Source organism: Rhodococcus sp. OK611 (genome assembly GCF_003050885.1).
Taxonomy (GTDB): Bacteria; Actinomycetota; Actinomycetes; order Mycobacteriales; family Mycobacteriaceae; genus Rhodococcus_G; species Rhodococcus_G oryzae.
In genome coordinates this window covers 204,256-228,772 of record NZ_QAOZ01000004.1, presented here as the reverse complement: position 1 = coordinate 228,772, position 24,517 = coordinate 204,256, and the positions used below count along the sequence as shown (strand labels likewise).

Below are 24,517 nucleotides of genomic sequence, written 5' to 3'. Positions count from 1 at the left end.
CCCACCGAGACCGCGATCGCGGTGTCGGTGGGCGACTTCATGTCCCGACCGAGGCCCGTCCCTACCGGACCCGGTTCCCGCCGGTGTGCTCCTTCAGGACGGGTCCGACGACACGCAGTGCGGCCGGCGACGTCATTCCCCAGTGGGTGCTGGCGATGCGATGGTTCTGGACATCGCCACTGACGTACGACTGCCAGCCGGTGGCCGCGAACCGACCCGTGGGGTCGTCCTCGGCAGCGGTGAAGAACAGCAGGTCGCCCTCGAACACTCCGGGCCGGTACGACGCGGTGAGGCCCGCATTGTGCTCGGCAGCCGCGAGCAGGCGCCCGACGACCTCGGCGGCCTGCTCCTCGCTCTGCCCGGTCAGCTGACCGAACATGGCCACCGCCTGGGGCAGGGTGACGTCCGCGACCAGCTGATCACCGGCTCCATCCATTCCCATGCCGCTGAGGACCTCGGCCATGGTCACCGAGCCGTTCGGCGAGGTCGGCAGGGTCTCCGCGGTGAAGCTGTCGAGCATCGCCAGCAGTTCCACCACCTCGCCCTGTTCCTGCAGTTGCACCGCGATCGCATGGCTGATCGTGCCACCGAGGGACCACCCGAGCAGGTGATACGGGCCGGAGGGCTGCACCCGACGGATCTCGCGGAGGTAGAGCTCGGCGACGGCCTCGATCGAACCGGGCAGCTCACCGTCGCCCTGTGCCGCCGGGGTCTGCAGGCCGTAGATCGGACGATCCGCATCGATGTGCTGGGCCATTCCCACGTAGCACCACGCCAGCCCGACGATCGGGTGGACGCAGAACACCGGCGGCTTCGACCCCGCCGCGCGGATCGGGAACAGCATGTCGAAGGCCTGCCCGACGACATCGTCGGCGCCACGCTCGATCTGCCGGGCCAACGCCTCCGGCGTGGCATCGGAGAACAGCCACGGCAGCTGGACCACGGTCTCGAGTTCGGTCCGCAGCCGCCCGACCACCCGCATGCCGATCAGCGAATTGCCACCGAGCTCGAAGAAGTTGTCGTCCAACCCCACTCGCTCCACACCGAGCAGCTCCGCGAACACCGCCGCGACCGCCTGCTCCGTGGCGGACACGGGGGCCCGGTACTCGCGTGCCGCGATCTCCGGAACCGGCAGCGCTCGACGCTCCAGCTTGCCGTTCGCGCTGAGCGGGAACTCGTCGAGCACCATGATCGTCTCCGGGATCATGTACGACGGCAGTGCCGCGGACAGACCCCGGCGAAGCGCCGCGGTGTCGATCTCACCCTCGCCGACCACATAGCCGATCAGCTGCTGGCCCGAGGTCCCCGAGTGCACGACGACCACCGCCGCCCGCACCGACGGGTCCGCCACCAGCGCGGCCTCGATCTCGCCTAGTTCGATCCGCAGACCGCGCAGCTTCACCTGGAAGTCGGTGCGGCCGAGGAATTCCAGCTCGCCGCCGGAGTTCCACCGGACAAGGTCGCCGGTTCGGTACAGGCGCTCGCCGGGACCACCGCACGGATCGGCGACGAACCGTTCCGCGGTCAGGTCCGCCCGGTCGTGATAGCCGCGGGCCAGCTGTGCGCCCGCCAGGTAGAGCTCACCCGGCACCCCAACCGGCACCGGCCTCAGCCGTGAGTCGAGCACATGCGCCCGGGTGTTCCACACCCCGCGACCGATGGGCACCACCGCACCGACGTCGGGCCCGATCCGATGCGCGGTCGAGGTCACGGTGACCTCGGTGGGTCCGTAGGTGTTGTCGAGCACAGCGATGGACCGGGCCGCGAAGCGACGAGCCAGCTCGGCCGGGAGTTCCTCACCACCGGCCAGGACGTAGCGAAGCGACGCAGGCAGCTGCAGCTGCGGATCGGCAAGGAAGACGTCGAGCATCGACGGCACGAACTCCATGATCGTGACCGACTGTTCCTCCGCGACGGCCACCAGGTACTCGGGGTCCCGATGTCCGCCCGGCTTCGCGATCACCGTGCGGGCACCCACCTGCAGGGGCATGAACAGCTCCCACACCGACACGTCGAAGGTGACGGGGGCCTTCTGGAGCACGGTGTCGGACGGACCCAGTGGGTACTGGCCCTTCATCCAGGCGATCTGGTTCACCACCGAACCGTGTGTGACGGTCACGCCCTTCGGTCGACCGGTGGACCCCGACGTGAACATCGCGTACGCGACGTTGGCCGGCCGCAACGGTCGGAGACGATCCGCATCCGTCAACGCGGTGTCGGCGAAGCCGGACAGGTCGAGCCCGTCGATCTCCATCACGTCGACCGAGGCCGGCAGGTCACCGGCGTCCTGTGATCTCGACAGCACCACAACCGGATTCGCGGTCGCCACGACATACTCGGTGCGCTCGTCCGGATGCTCCGGATCGATGGGCAGGTAGCCGCCGCCGGCCTTGAGGATGGCGTACATGGCCACCATCAGGTCGACCGAGCGATACATGCCGAGCCCGACCAGCGTCTCGGGCCCGACACCGATCGAGACCAGGTGGCGCGCCAGCCTGTTCGCCTCGCGGTCGAACTCCCGGTAGGTCAGCTCCTGCTCGCCGAAGATCAGCGCGGTGGCATCGGGCGTGCGTTCGACCTGTGCCTCGAAGGCATCGGCGAGCGTGAGTGCGGGTACGACGACATCGGTCTCGTTCCAGCGTTCCATCTCGGAACGTTCCGTGTCGCTGCGCAGTTCGATCGCGTCGACACTCACCGTGGCGTCCTTGGTGACCGCCTCGAGGATCGCGGTGAACTTCTCCGTGAAGCCGACCACCGTCGACTCGTCGAAGAGGTCACGCGCGTAGTTGAACACCCCCCGGATCCCGGTGCGCCGCGCCTCCTGATCGAACTCGGTCGACAGCGTCACCTGAAGGTCCAGCTTCGCCCCGTCGGGTACCGCGTCGAGCGGGGTGACAGTCAGCCCGGGCAGCGCGACCTCCGCTCGGGCGAAGTTCTGCACCACGAGCAGCACCTGGAACAGCGCCGAGTAGGCGGTCGACCGCCTCGGGTTGAGCACCTCGATCAACTGCTCGACCTGGGTGTCGGCGTGGGCGAAACCGTCGATGTCGTTCGCGCGGACCTCGTCCAGGAAGTCGGTGAACGCGGTCGCGGCCTCGACCCGGTTGCGCAGAACCAACGTGTTGCCGAACATGCCGATCAGGTCGTCGAGGGCCTCCTCACCTCGGCCGGCGACCTGCACTCCGATCACGATGTCATCGCTGCCGGAGAGCCTCGACAACAGCACCGCGAGTGCGGCGTGGGCCACCATGAAGAAGGTCGAGTTGTGTTCCCGCGCCATGCGGTCGATCCGATCCGCGAGATCCGCCGACAGCACGAAGTCGACGTAGCCGCCGCGGTTCGACGCGACCGCGGGACGCGGCCGATCGGTCGGGAGCTCCAACAGGTCGGGAGCCCCATCGAGGTGCTGTGTCCAGTAGCCGATCTGCTTGGCGGACAAGCTGTTCGGATCGTCCTGATCGCCGAGCAACGCTCGCTGCCACAGTGCATAGTCCGCGTACTGCACCGCCAATGGCGCCCAACCGGGCTCGAGGCCCATGCGTCGCGCCTCGTAGGCGACGAGTATGTCCCTCGACATGGGCGCCATGGACCCACCGTCGCTGGAGATGTGGTGCAGGACGATGGCGAGCACGAACTCGTCCTCGTCGAGCTGGAACAGGCCGGCCCGCAACGGGACCGCCGCGGCGACGTCGAACCCGCCGCCGACGATCCCGATCAGCCGAGACCACATCTGATCCTCGTCGATGCGCTCCGGCTCGAGCGGCGGCACCACGTCGGCAGCGGGCAGGATCACCTGCTGCGGTCCCTCCGCCGAGTCCGGGAAGACCGTGCGCAGCGCCTCGTGACGCTCCACCACGTCGGCGATGGCCGCGCGCAGCGCCGCGGTGTCCAGCGCGCCGCTCAGGCGCACCACGAGGGGGATGTTGAACGCGGGCGAACTGGTGTCGAACTGGTTGAAGAACCACATCCGCTGCTGTGCATGTGACAGCGGGATACGTTCCGGCCGAGGACCCGCAACCAGCGCGGGGCGCCCGCCCTCGCCTGCGTGACGCTCCACCGCAACTGCGAGCGCGCCGACCGTCGACGCCTCGAAGAGCACTCGAACCGGCACCTGCGCGTCCAGCGCAGCACCCAACCGCGAGATCACCTGGGTGGCGATCAGCGAGTTGCCACCGAGGGCGAAGAAGTCGTCGTCGACGCCGACGCGTTCGACCCCGAGCACATCGGCGAACACGCCCGCCACGATCTCCTCGATCGGCGTCGACGGCGCCCGGTATGCGACGGCCTCGAAGGCAGGCACCGGCAGCGCCTTTCGGTCGAGCTTGCCGTTGACCGTCACCGGCAGCGCGTCGAGGACCACCAACTGGGCCGGCACCATGTACGCCGGCATCGATCCCGACAGCTGGGTGCGCAGTTCCTGCGGGTCGAGTGCGATCTCCTGGTCGGCGACGACGTAGCCGAGCAGACGCTGTCCGGTGTGCGGGTCCTCGTGCACCGTCACCACGGCCTGCGCCACCCCGGCGCAGGCCAGGAGGGCGGACTCGATCTCGCCGAGCTCGATCCGCAGACCGCGAAGCTTGACCTGCGAATCGGCGCGGCCCATGAAGTCGAGCTCGCCGTCGGACGTCCAGCGCACCAGGTCGCCGGTCGCGTACATCCGCGTACCTGCCTCGCCGAACGGGTTGGCCACGAACTTGCCCGCGGTGAGCTCGGCGCGGTCGTGGTAGCCGCGCGCCAGCCCGGCGCCGGAGGTATAGAGCTCACCGACCACGCCGATCGGCACCGGCCGCAGCCGAGTGTCGAGGACCACCGCACCGACGCCGCCGATCGGCGCGCCGATGGTGATCGGGTCACCGGCGGCCAACGCCCCCGTCAGCGTGACGACGATGGTGGTCTCGGTCGGGCCGTAACCGTTGAAGAACCGTCGTCCCGGCGCCAGCCGCGCGACCAGCTCCGGCGGGCAGACGTCGCCGCCGACGCCCACCATCTCCAGGTCGGGCAGATCCTCGGCGCGCATGGTCCCCATCGCGGCGGGCGCGCTCATCAGGTGGCTGACCCGCTGCTCGCGCACCAGCCCCGCGAGTTCGTCACCACCGACGACCTCCGGCGGCGCCACCACCATCGTGGCGCCTGCGCTGAAGGAGGTCAGCATCTCGAACATCGAGGCGTCGAAGCTGGCCGAGGCCAGGCGCAGCACCCGCGACTTGGCGGTGATGACCATCTCCGGGTGGGCGTCCGCGGAGAATGCGGACAGCCCGGTGTGGGTGACCACCACGCCCTTCGGCAGGCCGGTGGAACCCGAGGTGTAGATCATGTACGCGCCGTTGCCCGCGGACAGCGGCGCCGTCCGGTCGCGGTCGGTGACCGGGGCGGACGAGAGCCCGTCGGCCGTCGCGCCGTCGAGCTCGAGCCAGTCGGTGGTGCCCGGCAGATCCTCGCGGACCCCGGCGACCGTCAGCCCCAGGACCGCGGCGGAATCGGTGAGGATGTGCTCGATCCGTGCGAGCGGCAGCGCCGGGTCCACCGGCACGAACGCGGCCCCGCTCTTGGCGACCGCCCACATCGCGACCACCGACTCGAGCGACCGCGGGAACGCCAACGCCACGAACGTCTCCGGCCCGATACCCCGCGAGATCAACAGCCGCGCAATACGGTTCGACGTCGCATCGAGCTCCGCATAGGTCATCTCGGTGCCACTCGCGGCCAGCGCGACCTTCTGCGGGTCCACTGCCGCGCCGGCGGCGAGCATCTCCGGCAGCAGTCGCGCCTGCAGCGGTCGTGCGAGCGCGCGCTGCGCCAGGGTCGCCCGCTCGCCCTCGTCGAGCAGGTCCAGCTCGCCGACCACCACGGCCGGTTCGGCCACGATCGATCCCAGCAAGCGCACCAGGCGCTCGACGAAGACTCGTGCCGTGCACTCGTCGAACAGGTCCGCCGCGTAGGTGAGCGAACCGGCCAGGCCGTCCGCGCTCTCCCGGAAGGTCAGCTCGAGGTCCATCTTCGCGACCGCGGCGTCCGCCTCGAGCGGCGACACCTCGATGCCCGGCAGCTCGAACGAGGCCAACCCCTGGTTCTGCAGCGACAGGGCCACCTGGGCCAGCGGCGGGTGCGCCTGCGATCGAGGCGGGTTCACCACCTCCACGACCCGCTCGAACGGCACGTCGGCATTGCCGAACGCGGCCAGGTCCACCGCGCGGGTGCGCGCCAGCAACTCGGCGAAGGTCAGGGTCGGGTCGACCTGCGTGCGCAGCACCAGGGTGTTGACGAACATGCCGACCACGTCGTCGAGCTCGGCATCACCCCGACCGGCGATCGGGCTGCCGATGGTGATGTCGGTGGACCCGCTCAGGCGGGCCAGCTGCACCGTCAGTGCCGCGTGCAGCACCATGAACAGCGTGGACTGACGCTCCCGAGCCAGCTCCGTCAGCTGCCCCAGCAGCTCCGCGTCGATTGTGAAGTCGGTACGCGCGCCGCGCATCGACGCCACCGGCGGCCGCGGGCGGTCCGTCGGCAGTTCCAGGAGTGCGGGCACCCCTGCCAGCTGCTCGACCCAGTAGCCGAGCTGGACTGCCGCAGGCGACTCCGGGTCGTCCTCCGACCCGAGCACCTCGTGCTGCCACAGCGCGAAGTCCGCGTACTGCACCGTCAGGGGCGCCCACGTCGGGGCCTGACCCTCGGTCCGCGCCAGGTACGCCACCATCAGATCCCGCGCCAACGGCCCCGCCGAGAATCCGTCGGACGAGATGTGGTGCACCACGAACGCGAAGACATGCTCCGTCTCCGAAACGCGGAACAGGCTTGCCCGCAACGGGATCTCCGCAGACACGTCGAAGCCCCGCAGCGCGAAACCGGTGAACGCGGCCATCAAGCCGTCCGCAGACACCGCCACCTCGTCCAGCTCCAACCGGACGTCGTCGATGCCGACGACCACCTGGGACGGGCCGTCCGCCGAGTTCGGGAACACCGTCCGCAGCGACTCGTGCCGCTCGACAACGTCACCGACGGCCGCCCGCAGGGCCGCGACGTCCAGCTCGCCCGACAGCCGCACCGCGACCGGAATGTTGTAGGCAGGCGAGGCGGTGTCGAACTGGTTGATGAACCACATCCGGGACTGCGCGGGCGAGAGCGGGATCCGCTCCGGCCGGGGGCCCGCCACCAGCGCGGGGCGCCCACCGGAGCCCGCGTGCTGTTCGAGGGCCACGGCGAGGGCCGCTACCGACGACGCCTCGAAGAGCACCCGCACCGGAACCTGGGCATCCAACTCCGCGCCCAGCCGCGAAACCACCTGTGTGGCGATCAGCGAGTTGCCACCCAACTCGAAGAAGTCGTCGTCTGCGCCGACCCGCTCCACGCCGAGCACATCCGCGAACACCCCGGCCACGATCTCCTCGATCGGCGTCGACGGCGCCCGGAAGGCCCGCACCTCGAACACCGGGGCCGGTAGCGCCGTCCGATCCACCTTGCCGTTGGCACTCAACGGAATCCGATCGAGCACCGTCACCGACGAGGGCACCATGTACGCGGGCAACCGCGTCGCCAGCGCCGACCTCAGGTCGTCTGCCGAGACGGTCTCACCCGGCACCGCCACCACATAGCCCACCAGCCGGTCACCGAGGTGTCGGTCGTGGTGCAGTACGACCACAGCCTGTCCGACCGAGCCGTGTTCGACCAGCGCGGCCTCGATCTCTCCGAGCTCGATCCTCTGACCGCGCAACTTCACCTGGAAGTCCGACCGCCCGATGTACTCCAGGTTGCCGTCACCGTTCCACCGCACCAGGTCACCGGTGCGGTACATCCGGGAACCGTTGTCCCCGAAGGGGTTGGCCACGAACCGGTCCGCCGTCAACCCGAACCGGCCACCGTAGCCGCGACCCACGCCGATGCCGCCGACGTAGAGTTCGCCCTCCACACCGGTCGGGACCGGCTGCATCCGCCGGTCCAGCACGAACAGGTCGATGTTCGCGATCGGGGATCCGATCGGTACGCCGGAGCCGTCGGAGACCGCCGCGTCGAACGCGGAGACCACGTCCGAGGCCTCGGTCGGTCCGTAGCTGTTGACCACCCGCAGACCGGAATTCATCAGCGTCTCGAACTTGCCGATCCGGATCGCCTCGCCACCGAGGAAGACCACCTCAAGGGCGGACAGGATCCCGTCGGCGTCGGTGTCGACGACCGCCTCGAACGCGCTTGGCGACATGTTCGCCACCCTGACACCCGACCCGACCGCGGCGCCGGCCTCGACAATCCGCAGGATGTCCCGCGCGTCGAAGCCGTCGGCGGCGAGATGGATCGCGCGCCCCTCCGTCAGCGCCGCCCACACGTTCTTCTGCGTCAGGTCGAAGCTCGGCGAGGAGGCGATCAACAGTCCACCGACGGCGGGCAGTTCACGTCGGTACCAGGCCAGGGTGTTCTCAATGCCTGCCATCGGCACCAGCGTCGGCTTCGGCTTGCCCGTCGACCCGGATGTCGAGATGACGTAGCCCAGCCGCAGCCCCGCCGCGGGCTCACGCCACCGGTCGACAGGACGCGCGGAAACCTCACCGGCCCCTACGAACTCGTCCATTGCGACGACCGGGATCGGCAGGTCCCTGGCCGACGCACTCACCACGCACCGCGCACCGGTGTCGTCGAGGATCGACTCGATCCGATCCGCCGGGTACGTCGGATCGATCGGCGCGTAGGCCGCACCGGCCTTCCACGCCGCCAGCATCGCGACGACCCACTCCACCGACCGCGGCAGCACCAGCGCCACCACATCGTCGACGCCGACACCCAGCCGGACCAGTTCGGCCGACAACGCCGTCGATCGTGTGTCGAGCTCCGCGTAGGTCACCGATTCGTCACCGGCCGCCACCGCGACCGCGTCGGGGAACCGGTCCACCCGGTCACCGAACAGCGACACCGGAGACGTCACCGACACCGCCGAGCGCCTGCCCCGCGACCACCCGAGCACGCGGGCGCTCTCGACCTCGTCGAGAATCTTGACGTCGCCGACGGCGACGGACATGTCGGCCGCCATCGCGGACAGGATCCGCTGAAGCATCTCGGCGAACGACGCGACCGTCGACTCGTCGAAAAGATCTGTCGCGTACTCGAACTCGGCCTGCATTCCCCCGCCCGCCGCGTCAACCTCAGACATCGTCAGCTGCAGGTCGACCTTCGCTGCCGCTGCGTCGTAGTCGACTCCCGAGATCGTCAGTCCCGGCAGCTCGAACGAGGCCTCCGCGAAGTTCTGGAACACCAGCATCACCTGGAACAACGGGTGACGGGCCTGCGAGCGAGCCGGGTTGAGCACCTCGACCAGCCGCTCGAACGGTACATCGGCATGCCCGAAGGCCTGCAGATCCGACTCCCGGGCGCGCACGAGCAGCGCTGCGAGGGACTCGGACTGGTCCAGCTCCGTCCGCAACACCAGCGTGTTGACGAACATGCCGACGAGGTCGTCGAGGGCCGCGTCGCCGCGACCCGCCACCGGGGTGCCGACAGCGATGTCGTCCGTACCGGACAGACGCGAGAGCAGGACCGCCAAGGCCGCGTGCACGACCATGAACAGCGTGACGTGGTTCTCCCGCGCCACCCGGTTCAGCCCGCGCTGCAGGTCGGCATCGAGCGAGAAGCGATGCCGCGCACCACGGTACGAGGCGACACTCGGCCGAGGCCGGTCACCCGGGAGGTTCAGCTGGTCCGGCAGACCCTCCAGCGCGTCCCGCCAGTGGGTGAGCTGACCGGCGATCAGGGACGTCGGATCGTCTTCGGAGCCGAGGACCTCACGCTGCCACAGAGCGAAGTCCGCGTACTGCACGGCCAGCGGTGCCCAGCCCGGTGCCTGTCCGCGACTGCGGGCCTCGTAGGCGACCATGACGTCGCGGGCCAGCGGCCCGACGGAGAACCCGTCGGCCGCGATGTGGTGCACGACGACGACGAGAACGTGCTCGGCGTCGGAGAGCTCGAACAGCCGCGCCCGCACCGGAGCGCCGGTCGTGACGTCGAATCCGGCCGAGGCCACCTCGGTCAGTGCCGGGATCAGCGTGTCCGGGGTGAGCGGGAGGCCGACAATGTCGATTCCGGCCTCGGAGGAGGTCAGGATCCGCTGCCGCGGGCCGTCGTCCGAGCCGGGGAAGACTGTCCGCAGGGACTCGTGCCGCTCGAGCACGTCAGCCAACGCGGCCCGCAGCGCATCGACGTCCAACTCGCCCGACAGACGCAGCGCGATCGGCACGTTGTACGCCGACGACTGCGGATCGAACCGGTTGAGGAACCACATTCGTTGCTGCGCAAGCGACAACGGGATTCGCTCCGGGCGCGGAGCCGCGACCAGCGCCGTGCGTCCGCCCGCACCGGCGTGCCGCTCGACGGCCACCGCCAGTGCCGCCACCGACGACGCCTCGAACAGGAGGCGTACCGGAACCCGGGCATCCAGCGCCGCACCCAACCGCGAAACCACCTGCGTGGCGATCAGCGAGTTGCCACCCAACTCGAAGAAGTCGTCGTCTGCGCCGACCCGCTCCACGCCGAGCACATCCGCGAACACCCCGGCCACGATCTCCTCGATCGGCGTCGACGGCGCCCGGAAGGCCCGCACCTCCAACTCCGGCACAGGCAAGGACTTCCGGTCCAACTTGCCCACCACCGTGCGCGGGAGCTCGTCGAGCACCACCACCTGCGCAGGCACCATGTACGTCGGCAGCACAGCGGACAGCCCATCGCGCAACACCTGCGGTTCGAGCGCCGAATCCGCCTCACCCACCACGTAACCGAGCAACCGCTGTCCGGTGTGCGGGTCCTCGTGCACCATCACGACCGCCTGCGCCACTCCGTCGCAGCCGGCCAGTGCCGCCTCGATCTCGCCGAGCTCGATCCGCAACCCGCGGAGCTTGACCTGCGAATCCGCACGCCCCACGAAGTCCAGTTGGCCGTCTACGGTCCAGCGAACCAGGTCGCCAGTCGCATACATCCGACTCCCAGGGGCGCCGAACGGATTCGCCAAGAACCGGCTCGCCGTCAGCGCGGAACTGCCGTGGTAACCCCGCGCCAGCCCGGCACCCGACAGGTACAGCTCTCCCACCACCCCGAGAGGGACCGGCCGCAGCCGCGCATCGAGCACCGCGGCGCCCGCTCCCCCGATGGGTGCACCGATGGTGATCCGGTCGTCCACCGACAGCGGCGCCGTCAAGGTGATGACGATGGAGGTCTCCGTCGGACCATAGCCGTTGAAGAACCGGCGCCCCGGCGCCAACCGCTCCACCAACTCCGGCGGGCACACGTCACCGCCGACGCCCACCATCTCGAGATCCGGCAGGTCCTCGCCGCGCATGGTTCCCAACGCCGCGGGCGCGCTCATCAGATGGCTCACCCGCTCGTCCCGCAACAGCACCGCGAGCTCGTCGCCACCCATGACCTCCGGCGGCGCCACCACCATGGTGGCGCCGGTGCTGAACGCGGACAGCATCTCGAACAGCGACGCGTCGAAGCTCGCCGACGACAGTCGCAGCACGCGCGACGCGGCCGTGATCGCCAGCTCCGGACGTGCCTCGGCCATGAACGTCGCGAGACCGGTGTGGGTCACCACCACGCCCTTCGGCGTGCCCGTCGACCCTGACGTGTAGATCATGTACGCGGCGGTGTTCGCGGACACCTGCGCCGTCCGGTCCCGATCCGAGACCGGGCCGTCCGGCAGCCCCTCGGCCACCTCGCCGTCCAACTCGAGCCACTCGACGAGGCCGGGCAGCCCATCACGGACCCGGGTCATCGTCAGCCCCAGCACCGCACCGGAATCGGTCAACATGTGCTCGATCCGCGCGTCCGGCAGCGCAGGATCCACCGGCACGAACGCGGCCCCGGTCTTGACGACCGCCCACATCGCGACCACCGACTCCACCGTCCGCGGGAACGCCAACGCCACAAACGTCTCCGGCCCCACACCCCGCGAGATCAAAAGCCGGGCAAGACGATTGGACGACCCGTCCAACTCCGCATAGGACATCTCGGTGCCGCTCGCGGTCAGCGCGACCGCCGCCGGGTCGACGGCCGCTCCGAAGCCGAGGATCTCCGGCAGCAGCCGCACCGGCAGCGGCGCCGCGATCGCGCGCTCCGCGAGCACCGACCGCTCCCGAGGGTCGAGCAGATCGGCCTCGCCGACCAGGACCGACGGGTCGGCCGAGACCGCACCCAGCACCCGCACCAAGCGGTCGACGAACCGCTGGGCGGTGCCGCCGTCGAACAGGTCCGCCGCGTAGATGAGCGAGCCCGACATGCCCGCCTCGCTCTCGCGGAAGGTCAACTCGAGATCGGTCTTCGCGAGGTCGGTCTCCTGGTCGAGCATCGTCACGCGGACGTCCGGCAGCTCGAGCGAGCCGACGCCCTGACTCTGCAGCGACAGCGCCACCTGGAACAACGGCGAATACGCCTGCGAGCGAGGCGGGTTGGCGACCTCGACGACGCGTTCGAACGGCACGTCTGCGTGCCCGAACGCGGCCAGGTCGACCCCGCGGGTCTGGGCCAGCAGGTCCGCGAAAGTCGCGGTCGGATCGACCTCGGTGCGCAGCACCAGGGTGTTGACGAACATTCCGACCACGTCGTCCAGCGCCGCCTCGCCGCGGCCGGCGATCGGGCTGCCGACGGTGATGTCGGTGGAGCCGCTGAGCCGAGCGAGCTGGAGCGAGAGCGCCGCGTGCAGGACCATGAACAGGGTCACGCGGTGCTCGAGCGCGAGCCCACGCAGACGATCGGTCAACTCGGCGTCGACGACGAAGTCGACGCGGGCACCGCGATAGGAGGCGACCGCAGGCCGGGGTCGGTCGGCGGGCAGGTCGAGCACGGCAGGCACGCCTGCCAGTCGCTCGGCCCAGTAGGCGAGCTGGACCGATGCCAGCGAGTCCATGCGGTCCTCGGACCCGAGTACCTCACGCTGCCACAGCGCGTAGTCCGCGTACTGGACCGCCAGTGGCGCCCAGGCCGGGCACTCGCCGCGGGTCCGGGCCGCATAGGCGGTGACCAGGTCGCGGGCCAGCGGCAGCGTCGAGAATCCGTCGGCGCTGATGTGGTGGACCACGAGCACCAACACGTAGTCGCCTGCGTCGAGGCGGAAGAGGCCGCCGCGCAGCGGGATGGCGGCGGTGACGTCGAATCCACCGGAGACGAGCTCGACGATCGCCGTCCGTAGCGCGTCCTCGCCGTCGACGTCGACGGGACTGAGGTCGACGGGCACCTCGGTCGCCGGCAGGATCCGCTGTTGCGGACCGTCAGCGGAATCCGGGAACACCGTGCGGAGGGATTCGTGCCGGTCGATCACGTCGTGCACGGCGGCGGCGAGCGCGGCGGCGTCCAACTCGCCGGTCAGGCGCACCGCCAGCGGGATGTTGTAGACCGCGGACGTGGGGTCGAATCGGTTGAGGAACCACATCCGCTGCTGTGCCAGCGACAGCGGGATCCGGTCCGGCCGGGTCCCGGCCACGAGCGGGATCCGGTCCGCGGCCTCGTGTGTGTCCACCAGGGCGGCGAGGCCTGCCACGGTCGAGCTACCGAAGATCTCCCGAACCCGCAGGCCGGTGCCCGCGGTGGCGTTGAGCCGCGCGACAACCTGGGTGGCGCTGAGCGAGTTGCCGCCGAGCGCGAAGAAGTCGTCGTCCGCGCCGACCCGCTCGCTCCCGAGCACCTCGGCGAAGATGTCGGCCACCACCTGCTCGGTGGCCGTGCGCGGCGGCAGGTACTCGCGCACCTCGAACACCGGCGCAGGCAATGCCTTCCGATCCAGCTTGCCACCCGGTGTCAACGGCACCGCCTCGAGCACCGTCACCGATGCCGGCACCATGTACTCCGGCAACCGATCGCGCACGAAGCTCGTCAACGCGGAGGTCTCCACCGGGGCGCCTGCCCGCGGCAACACATACGCGACCAGCGACCGGCCACCGGCCGGGCCGTCGAACCCGACCGTCGCCGCGAAATCGACGTCCGGATGAGCGGACAGCACGGCGTCGATCTCACCCAACTCGATCCGGTGGCCACGGATCTTCACCTGGGCATCGGTCCGTCCGAGGTACTCGAGCGTCCCCTCCCGAGACCACCGCACCAGGTCACCGGTCCGGTACAGCCGCGACCCCGCGCCTCCGAACGGGTTGGCCACGAACCGCTCCGCGGTCAGCGGCAGCCGCGCGTGGTAGCCGCGTGCCAGCCCGGCTCCCGACAGATAGAGCTCTCCCGCGACGCCGACCGGCACCGGGTGAAGCCGGGCGTCGAGCACCACGACGTCGGTGCCAACGACGGGACCGCCAAGCACCACCGGCCGACCCGCGACCATCGGGTCCGAGTGCACCGCGACAACCGTCGACTCGGTCGGCCCGTATGCGTTGAACATCCGTCGGCCCGGCGCCCACCGCTCGACCAGTGAGGCCTCGCAGGCGTCACCGCCGACGACGACGACCTCGAGCTGCTCGAGCCCGGCCGGATCGACCGTCGCCAAGGCCGCGGGGGTCACGAACGCGTGTGTCACCCGCTGCTCGCGCAGCAGGTCGGCGAGGGCTTCGCCGCCGTAGACGTGCGTCGGCGCCACCACCATCGTGGCCGCGCCGCCCGCCGCCATCATCAGTTCCAGGATCGACGCGTCGAAGCTCGGCGACGCGAAGTGCAGGGTCCGCGAATCGGTCCGCACCCCGTACCGGTCGCGCTGGTCGTCCACGAACGCACCGAGACCGGCGTGGCTCACCACCACGCCCTTCGGGACACCCGTCGACCCGGACGTGTAGATCACGTAGGCCGGGTTCTCCGGCCGCACCACGCCCGACAGCTCGCCGCCGGTGACCGCCGCCGAGCTCCGGTCCGCGACCCGAGCCGCAGCACTGGCGTCGTCGAGCACCAACCAGTGCACCGAGTCTCCCAGCGCGGGCCGGTTCTGCCCGACGGTCACACCGACCCGCGCGCCGGAGTCGGAGAGCATGTGCTCGATCCGGTCGGCCGGATACGTCGGATCCACCGGCAGGAATGCGGCACCCGTCTTCGCCACCGCCCACACCGCGGTGACGGACTCGACGGACCGTTCCAGGGCCACGGCCACGCAGGACTCGGGCCCGGCGCCCATGCCGATCAGCTCACGCGCGAGACGATTCGAGCGCACATCCAGCTCGGCGTAGGACAGAGCTGTCCCCTCGAACACGATCGCGTCCCCGCCCGGGTTGCGGTCCGCCGCCTCCGCCAGCAGCGCCGCCAGGGTCACCCCCGGCCGCTCGGACCGCGACGGCGCGCCGCCCAGCGATCGCAACGCCGTCCGTTCGGACTCGTCGAGAATCTCGACGTCACCGACGGCTCCGTCGGGCCGTTCCACCGCAGCGGCCAGGATCCGCAGGAAGCGCGCCGCGAACTCGAGCACGGTGGCCTCGTCGAACAGGTCACTCGCATAGACGAACTCGGCTGCGGCGCCCTCCCCGTCAACCAGCTCGCCGACCGTCAGCTGCAGGTCGAACTTCGCGACCCCGAAGTCGAGGGGTTCACGGTGGATCTGCAGTCCGGGCAGGGCGAAACCGTCGACCTGCAGGTCCTCGAACGCCAGCACCACCTGGAACAGCGGGTGGTACGCGGTGGATCGGGCCGGGGCCACCACCTCGACCAGTCGCTCGAACGGCACGTCCGCCTGTCCGAACGCGGCGAGGTCGACATCCCGGATCTCACGGAGCAGTTCGTCGAAGGGCAGCGCGCCGTCGACCTCGGAGCGCAGCACCAGCGTGTTGACGAACATGCCCACGACGTCGTCGAGCGCCGACTCGCCGCGGCCGGCGACCGGGGTGCCGATCGCGATGTCGGTGGACTCGCTCAGCCTGGCCAGCAGAACCGCGAGCGCGGCGTGCAGCACCATGAACGGCGTCGCGTTGGCGCGGCGGGCGAGCTCGCGGACGCCGTGGTAGACGTCGGCGTCGATGCTGAACGGCACTCCGGCGCCGCGGTAGGTCGGGGTCGCCGGACGCCGGTGGTCGTGGGGCAGGGCCAGCAGGTCCGGCAGACCCGCCAACTGCTGCGACCAGTACCCGAGCTGCCGCGCGGCCAGCGACTGCGGGTCTGACTCCGATCCGAGGATCTCCTGCTTCCACAGCGCGTAGTCGGCGTACTGGACCGGCAGCGGCTCCCATCCGGGCGCCGTGCCGTGCGCGCGAGCACTGAACGCGGACATGACATCACGCGCCAACGCCTGCATCGACCACCCGTCGATGCTGATGTGGTGCACGACCATCGACAGGACGTGCTCGTCACCGGCCACCCGGAACAGGCGCAGCCGGATCGGCAGTTCGGTGGTGACGTCGAAGCCGCCCGCGACCTCCTCGCGGAGTCGGTCCGCGAGCTCGGCCGGCGCCATCGCCGCGACCGGCAGGTCGACCGCGACCTCGCCGACCGCCAGGATCTGCTGGCTTGGACCGTCGACCGAGTCGGGGTAGCGGGTGCGCAGGGACTCGTGCCGGCCCGTCACGTCCGCGACCGCGTCCCGCAACGCCGCGACGTCGAGGGTGCCGCTCAGCCGCAGTGCCACGGCGACGTTGTAGGCGCCGGAGCTGGTGTCGAACTGGTTGAGGAACCACATCCGGGACTGCGCCGGCGAGAGCGGGACCCGGTCCGGACGGACCGCCGGCACCAGGGGCGGCCGCACGCCGGCGCCGTTGGCGTCGTCGAGCCGGGCAGCCAGTGCCCCGACCGTCGGCGACTCGAACAGATCCCGCACGCTCACCCGCACACCCAGCTCCGAGTCGAGCCGTGCGAGCAGACGGGTGGCGAGCAACGAGTTGCCGCCGAGGTCGAAGAAGTTGTCGGACGCGCCGACCTGAGGCTTCCCGAGCAACTCCGCACTGATCCGCGCGACCACGATCTCGGTGGCGGTGGCGGGGGCGACGAATTCTGCGCCCGTGAACTCGGGTTCCGGCAGCGCCTTCCGATCGAGCTTGCCGTTCGCGTTCAGCGGAAACGCGTCGAGGACGATGAGGACCGAGGGCACCATGTACGCCGGCACGTCGCGCCCGACGGACTCGAGCAACGCCGCGCGGTCGATCTCCGCGCCGGCCGCCGGCACCACGTATCCGGCGAGGAACTCGCCGCCGGCGCCGCCGCGCAGCAGCACCGCGGCCTGGCCGACCGAGTCGTCACGCGTGAGCGCCGACTCGATCTCGCCCAGCTCGATGCGTTGGCCGCGCAGCTTCACCTGGAAGTCGGTGCGCCCCAGGTACTCCAACTCACCCTGAGAGTTCCACCGGGCCAGGTCGCCGGTCCGGTACATCCGCGCGCCCGGGCGGCCGAAGGGGTCCGCCACGAAACGGTCCGCCGTCAGGTCCGGCCTCTGGACGTACCCGCGCGCCAGCTGGACGCCCGCGAGGTAGAGCTCTCCCGCGGCACCGACCGGGAGCGGACGCAGCCTGGCGTCCAGCACGTAGGTCTGGGTGTTCCACACCGGTGCGCCGATCGGGACGACCGGCTCCGCTCGGTGCGTCTCGTGGAAGGTGACGTCGACCGACGCCTCGGTCGGGCCGTACAGGTTGTGTAGCCGCGCCCGGCTGCGCCGGTGGAACTCGGCGACCGCGCTGGGCGGGAGCGCCTCGCCGCTGGCGAACACGTGGCGCAGGGACTCACACCGGGACAGGTCGGCGTCGGCGAGGAACAGTTCGAGCATCGACGGCACGAAGTGCAGCGTCGTGATCCGCTGGTCGTGGATCACCGCCTCGAGGTACCGCGGGTCGCGGTGGCCGTCGGGTTCCGCGATGACCATGCGGGCGCCGGTCTGCAACGGCCAGAACAGCTCCCACACCGAAACGTCGAAGGTGACCGGCGTCTTCTGCAGCACCGCGTCGTCGCCGCCGAGCGGGTACCTGCTCTGCATCCACAGCAGTCGGTTCACGATGCCGGCGTGCGGGACCGCGACGCCCTTGGGCCGCCCGGTCGAGCCGGACGTGTAGATCACGTAGGCGGTGTTGTGACCGCGCAACTGCGCCCGCTCGGACTCCTGCAGCGGGGCATCGCCCTGGCCGGACAGGTCCATGGTGTCCACCGCCACCGTCGTCGCGGCGTCGGGCATGGCGGCGGCGTCGGCCGAGGTGGTCAGCACCAGCACCGGCCGGGCCTGGGACAGCACGTAGTCCGTCCGCTCGGCGGGCTGGTCGGGATCGATCGGCACGTACGCGCCGCCCGCGGCGAGGACCGCGTAGATGCTCACCATCAGGTCGACGGACCGTCGCATCGACACCGCGACGAACGACTCCGGCCCCACCCCGGCGGCGAGCAGGTACCGCGCCAGTCGATTGACCCGGCGGTCGAATTCGCGGTACGAGACGCACTCGTCCCCGGCCACCAACGCGACCGCGTCCGGGGTCGAGGCGACCTGCGCGGCGAACAGGTCGACCAGGGTGGCCGGGGCCACTGGGTGGTCGGTGTCGTTCCACTCCGCGACCACGAGGTCCCGCTCGCCCGGGGCGAGGATGTCGATCTCCTCGACCGCGAGGCCGGGCTGCGCCGCCATCGTGTCCAAGATGCGGATCAGCCGGGAAGCCAACAGCGTCACGGCATCCCGATCAAAGGATTGCGGGCTGTACCGCAGGTTCAGTCGCAGCCGCGGGTCGAGGATCGACATCAGCGTCAGCGGGAAGTGCGTCGCGTCGTGTGCGTCGAGGTCGAGCACCCGCATTCCGCCGATGTCGGTGTTCTCGTCGAATCCGGACTTGTCGACCGGATACGACTCGAACACCGTCAAGGTGTCGAAGAGCTCCCCCAGACCGACCGCAGCCTGGATGTCACCGAGTCCGACGTGATGGTGATCGAGCAGGTCCGCCTGGTCGGCCTGCAGCCGGGACAGGAAGTCCGAGACCGACTCGTCCTGGTCGACGCGGACGCGGACGGGCACGGTGTTGATGAACAGGCCCAGCATGGACTCGACGCCTGCCAGCTGCGGCGGGCGTCCGGATACGGTGGCGCCGAAGGTGACGTCGTCGCGGGAGAGCAGCCGGGCAAGCAGCAGCCCCCACGCCGCCTGGATCACCGTGTTCACGGTCACCCCGAGCTCGCGGGCCATCCGGCCGATCCCGTCCTCCAGCCCGGCGGGCAGATCGACGACCAACTCCTCGGGCAGCGGTCCCTGCTCCCCCGGCAGCCGGGCAGGCGCGAGCAGGGTCGGTTCGGTGACGCCGTCGAGTGCGCGACCCCAGGCCGCGTGTGCGGCCGCGGTGTCACAATCGGCCAGCCAGGCGAGGTACTCGCGATAGGAGCGCGGCCGGGCCAGGCCCGCGATGTCGGCGCCCGCGGCATAGGAGATCAACAGTTCCCGCACCAGCAGCGGCATCGACCAACCGTCGAGCAGGATGTGGTGATTGGTGATGGCGAGCACGTACCGCTCGGGCGCCGTGCGCACCAACAGGATCCGTAGCAGCGGCGGGCTGTCCATCGGGAACCGAGCGGTCCGCTCGTCGTCCAGTAGCTTCTCCAGGCGCACGTCCCGCTCGTGCTCGGGCAGCGCCCGGACGTCCACCTCCCGCCACGGCAGGTCGACGCGCTCGACCACGATCTGCACGGCGGAACCGTCCTCCGCGTAGCCGAACGCGGTACGCAGATTCTCGTGGCGCCGAACCAGATCCGTTGCGGCGGAACGCAACCTGCTCGAATCGACGACCCCCGCCAGGTTGAGCCTCAGCTGCGCGGTGTACACGTCCACCGTCTGCTCCGACAGCTCGGCGTGGAAGAGCAGGCCACGCTGCAGCGGCGAGAGCGGCCACACGTCGGACAGCAGCGGGTACCGGCTCTCCCACCGCTCGATCTCGGCCTGACCCACCCGGACCAGCGGGAAGTCCGAGGGCGTGAACCCGCCCGCGGCGGGCAGCTCGGCGCGCGCCGCAAGCCCCACCAGTGCACGCTGCCAGAGTCCGGCGAGCTCGGCGACGTCGTCGGCGGTCAGCAGTCCGGTCGGGAAGGCGAAGATCGCCGAGAGCCGCGGCCCGTCGACTCCGTCGTCGACCACCGCGTTGACGTCCACCACCGCCCCGACGGTCAGATCGGAACCGCTGGCGGCGTTGAGGTCCGGTGCGTCCGGGTCCGGGATCCACCCGAGACCCCGCATCGACTCGGGCACCTGGGCCGCGCCGGTGCGTCCGAGATAGTTGAAACTGACCTGAGGCACGCGCAACGACGCGAGCACCGGAGAGGTCGCGTCGTCGAGGTACCGCAGCACGCCGAATCCGACACCGCGATTCGGAACCGCGTGTAGTTGCTCCTTGACGGCCTTCATCACTGCGCCCGCCGCGGTGCCCCCGTCCACGGCGTCGGCGAGATCGACCCCGGTCAGGTCCAATCGCACCGGGAACAGGCTGGTGAACCAACCCACCGTCCTCGACAGGTCCGCGCCGGCGACGGCCTCGTCCTCGCGGCCGTGACCCTCGAGGTTGAGCAGGAGCGAGGGCAACTCGAGCCCGCGATCGCGGCGCCATGCCGACACCGCCACGGCGAGTGCGGAGATCAGCCCCTCGCTGACTCCGCACCGGAAGGCAGCAGGCAGGGTGGTCAGCAGGGATTCGGTGACGGCGGTGGTCAGCTCCACCCGCACCCGGCCCGCGGTCTCCACCGTGTCCAGATCCGGGTCGAGGTCCCTGGTGCCGAGCGCCGGGTCCGGACCCGAGAGAACACCCGTCCAGTAGTCCATTTCGCCGGCGAACGTCTTCGCGGCGGCGGAATCGGCGACGCCGTGGGCCCACCTACGCAGCGAGGTCCCGATCGGCGTGAGTTCCGGCGTGGCGCCAGCGGAAGCCTGCATCCACGCCTGCGCGAGGTCGGGGACGATGGTGCGCCACGACACCCCGTCGACGACGAGGTGGTGGGCGACTATCAGGAGCCGTTCCGCCGATTCCGTTGTCAGCCATACGAACTGGATCATGATTCCGCCGGCGGGGTCGAGTCGGCCCGCGGCCGTCTCGCACTCCTCGAGCAGGGCTTCGGTCATGCCGGCCTGGGTCACGGTGACAGTGCGCAGCAGCCGTTCCGGGTCGAGCGAGTCGGCCCTGGTCTCGAAGACCCAGCCATCTCCGTCGGGCAGGAACCGCGCGCGCAGCGCGTCGTGACGATCGGTCAGCGCGGCGACGGCGGCGGTCAGCGAGGCGTGGTCGATGCCGTCGGGCAGGGTGAGGGCGATCGCCTGGAAGAACGTGCCCGGTCCTCCGCGGTCGAGCATCGAGTGCACGATCGGCGTCAGCGGCACCGCTCCGATGCCCCCGCCCGCGAGCTCCTCGAGCGCAGTGTTCTCCGCGCCCTCTGCCTGGACTGCGATCTTCGCGATCTCGGCGATTGTCTTGCGCTCGAAGACGTCCCGCGCCGAGAACCGCAGTCCACGTGCCTTGGCCCGCGCGACGAGCTGGATGGCGATGATGCTGTCGCCGCCGACCGCGAAGAAGGACTCGTCGACACCGATGCGCTGGACGCCGAGCAGCTCCGAGACCACCTCCGCGATCAGCTTCTCGGCCTCGGTGACCGGTTCGCGGTACTCCGCCGTGGCGGTGCCGAACACGGGGATGGGCAACGCGCGCCGATCCAGTTTGCCGGCGGTGGTCAGCGGGACGTGGTCGATCACCATCACCGCGGACGGCAGCATGTGACCGGGCAGGAACTCCCCGGCGCGGGTGATGACAGCGGCCGGATCCACCGCGTGACCGGTCCGGGGACGTACGTAGGACACCAGCGCGATCGCGCCGTTGCTGCGCTCGTGCGCGATGGTGACCGCGAAGTCGATCCCGTCCTGCGACGTCAACGCGGCGTCGATCTCGCCGAGCTCGATCCGGAATCCGCGGATCTTGACCTGGTGGTCGGCGCGTCCGACGAACATCAGCTCGTGATCGGGAGTCCACCTGACCTCGTCGCCGGTCCGGTACATCCGAGAACCGGGCTCCGCGAAGGGATTCGCGACGAAACGGTCGGAGGTCAGCCCCCGCCGGTCGTGGTATCCGCGGGCGAGCGCGGGGCCGGCCAGGTACAGCTCACCAATGGCCCCCACCGGCACCGGGCGGAGCAGGCGATCGAGCACAAGGGCGCTCGCACCCTGGATCGGCGCACCGATGGTGATCCGATCGTCCACCGAGAGCGGGCGGCCGGTCGTGATGACGATCGTCGTCTCGGTCGGCCCATAGCTGTTGGTGAACCTGCAGACGTCGGCGAACTTCCCGACCAGGTCCGGGGTGCAGACGTCGCCACCCACGACCACCGCCTGCAGGTCGACGAGACCCTTCGGGTCGACCGACCCGAGCACGGTCGGCGCCGAGATGATGTGGGTGACCCGCTCCGATCGCAGCAGGTCCACGAGGTCCTCGCCGCCGTACACCTCGGGCGGGGCGACCACCATCGTCGCGCCTGCGGTGAAGGCCTGCAGCATCTCGAAGACCGAGGCGTCGAAGCTGGCGGACGAGAAACGCAGCACCCGGGAGGCCGAGGTGATCCCCAGCTCCTGGCGCGCCGCAGCCGCGAAGTTGACCAGACCGGCGTGGGTGACCACCACGCCCTTGGGCAGCCCCGTCGATCCCGAGGTGTAGATGACGAACGCCGGGTTTCCGGTGCGCAGCGGACGTCGCCGGTCCGCGTCGGTGACGGGATCCGTCGGCAGCACCGAGTACCGGGCGGTCGTCTCCTCGTCGTCCGTGATCAGCCAGTCGACCGAGGACGGCAACACACCCCGCTGCGCCGCCGTGGTGAGCCCGACCAGGACGCCGGAGTCGGTGACCATGTGCAACTTGCGATCGACGGGCAGTTCCGGGTCGATGGGCAGGAAGGCCGCACCGGACTTCGCCACGGCCCACACGGCCACCAGCGCCTCGACCGACCGGGCGAAGGAGAGGGCCACGAACGACTCCGGGCCGACGCCGCTGTCGATCAGCAGCCGAGCGAGCTGGTTGGACCGGGTATCGAGTTCGCGGTAGCTGACCCGATCCTCGCCTGCGACGATCGCGAGGCCGTCCGGATTTGCCGTCGCACCGTCCGCGAACAGGTCCGGCAGGAGTCGGGCATCGGAGGCCGCGGGCCCACGCAGCGGCACCAACTCCGCGCGCTCGTCGTCGTGCAGCACGTCCAGATCGGACACCAGCGCGGCACGATCGGCCGCGGCGAACTGCGTGAGGTACTCCAGGAACCGCGCGTGGTGCCCATCCAGGTCCTCGGCGGTGTACAGGTTCGGGTTCGCCTCGAAGTCGATGTGGGGCCGGCTCCCGGCGACGCTCGGATAGATGTTGACGGACAGGTCCTCGACCGGCCCGGTGGTCAGGACCCGCATCTGCCCGGTCAGGGTGCCAAGGCGGATCTCGCTGTGGAACATCATGATGTTGATCGCGGGACCGAAGAATCCACGCTGTCCCGCACCCGAGCCGAGTCCGCGCCGGATGTCCTCGTGGCGATAGCGCTGGTGGCGCAGCGCCCCGGTCAATTCCAACTGCACCTGGGAGACGAGGTCCGAGACGGTCGTCTCGTTGCCGACCTGCACCCGCAGCGGGATCACGTTGGAGACCATGCCGCCGGATCGGCGCATCCGGGCGGTCGTCCGTGCCGACACGGGCAGGCTCAGCGCGACATCGCTCTCGCCGGTCAGCCGGGAGAGGAAGGCCGCGACCGCGGCGATGGCGGTCGGGGTGAACTGGGAGTCCTGTCCCTCCATGGCCGCCTCGGTCGCAGCGGCCATCGGCCCTCCGGCCACCAGCGAGAAGGCGCCGACCGCCGCGGTGCTGGCGGCGAGGCTGATCGGCTCGGGCAGGTCCCGGGTCCGCTCTGTCCAGTACTCGCGGTCCTTGGCGAACCGGGTGGACTCCCGGTAGCGAGCCTCGTCCTCGCAGATCTCACGGACGGGACTGGCGGTGAGCTCGGCGGCGGGCCTGCCCTCGGCGGTCGCCGTGTACAGCTCGGCCACGCGGTTCATGTACGTCATCGCGCCGAATCCGTCGAGCACGATGTGGTGGATGCGGGCGTACCAGTAGTAGTGGTCGTCCCCGAGCCGAAGGACGGCGGATTCGATCAACCGGTCCGTGAGCAGGTCGATCGGAGCGCTGTACTCGGCACGCATCCAGTCCTCGGCCGCCTGGGCCGGATCGGCCGCGGACCGCAGGTCGATGACCTTCATCTGGTCGTTGAGCGTCGCGTCGACGACCTGGGCGGGATCACCCTCGTGTTCGACGATCCGCAGCATGCCGGTGCCCATCTCCCGCGAACCAAGGGCCCCCGCGGCCCGCAGGGTCTCGACGTCGAGGTCACCGACCACCTCGACACACTGGGCGATCGTGATCGGCACATCCGGCAGCAGGTGCTGCGCGAACCAGATCCCGCGCTGCGCAGCCGACAGCGGGAACGCTTCGGCACTGCGGTCCGCATCCAGCTGCGGATGCGAGTGGCGGGGATCGGACTCACGGACAGCGTCGCGTGCAGGAACCACGGGTAGAACCTCTCGAGATGATTGCTAAGCCCGAAGAGACTCGGCGATTAGGCAAGTGTCCAGTTGATGGGGCGATGCGTGGGCAATGTGTGGTTTGCGGCGGGGTCCTTCAGTGCCGAT

Annotated in this window: 1 protein-coding gene; it reads right to left on the bottom strand. The window is 70.2% G+C overall.

Annotation, left to right across the window (positions count from 1 at the left end; genetic code table 11):
• Positions 1 to 61 precede the first annotated feature (61 nt).
• On the bottom strand, positions 62 to 24,397 hold the full coding sequence (locus C8K38_RS06660; protein WP_108168803.1) for a non-ribosomal peptide synthase/polyketide synthase: 24,336 nt from the start codon (positions 24,395 to 24,397) through the stop codon (positions 62 to 64).
• Positions 24,398 to 24,517: the final 120 nt, after the last annotated feature.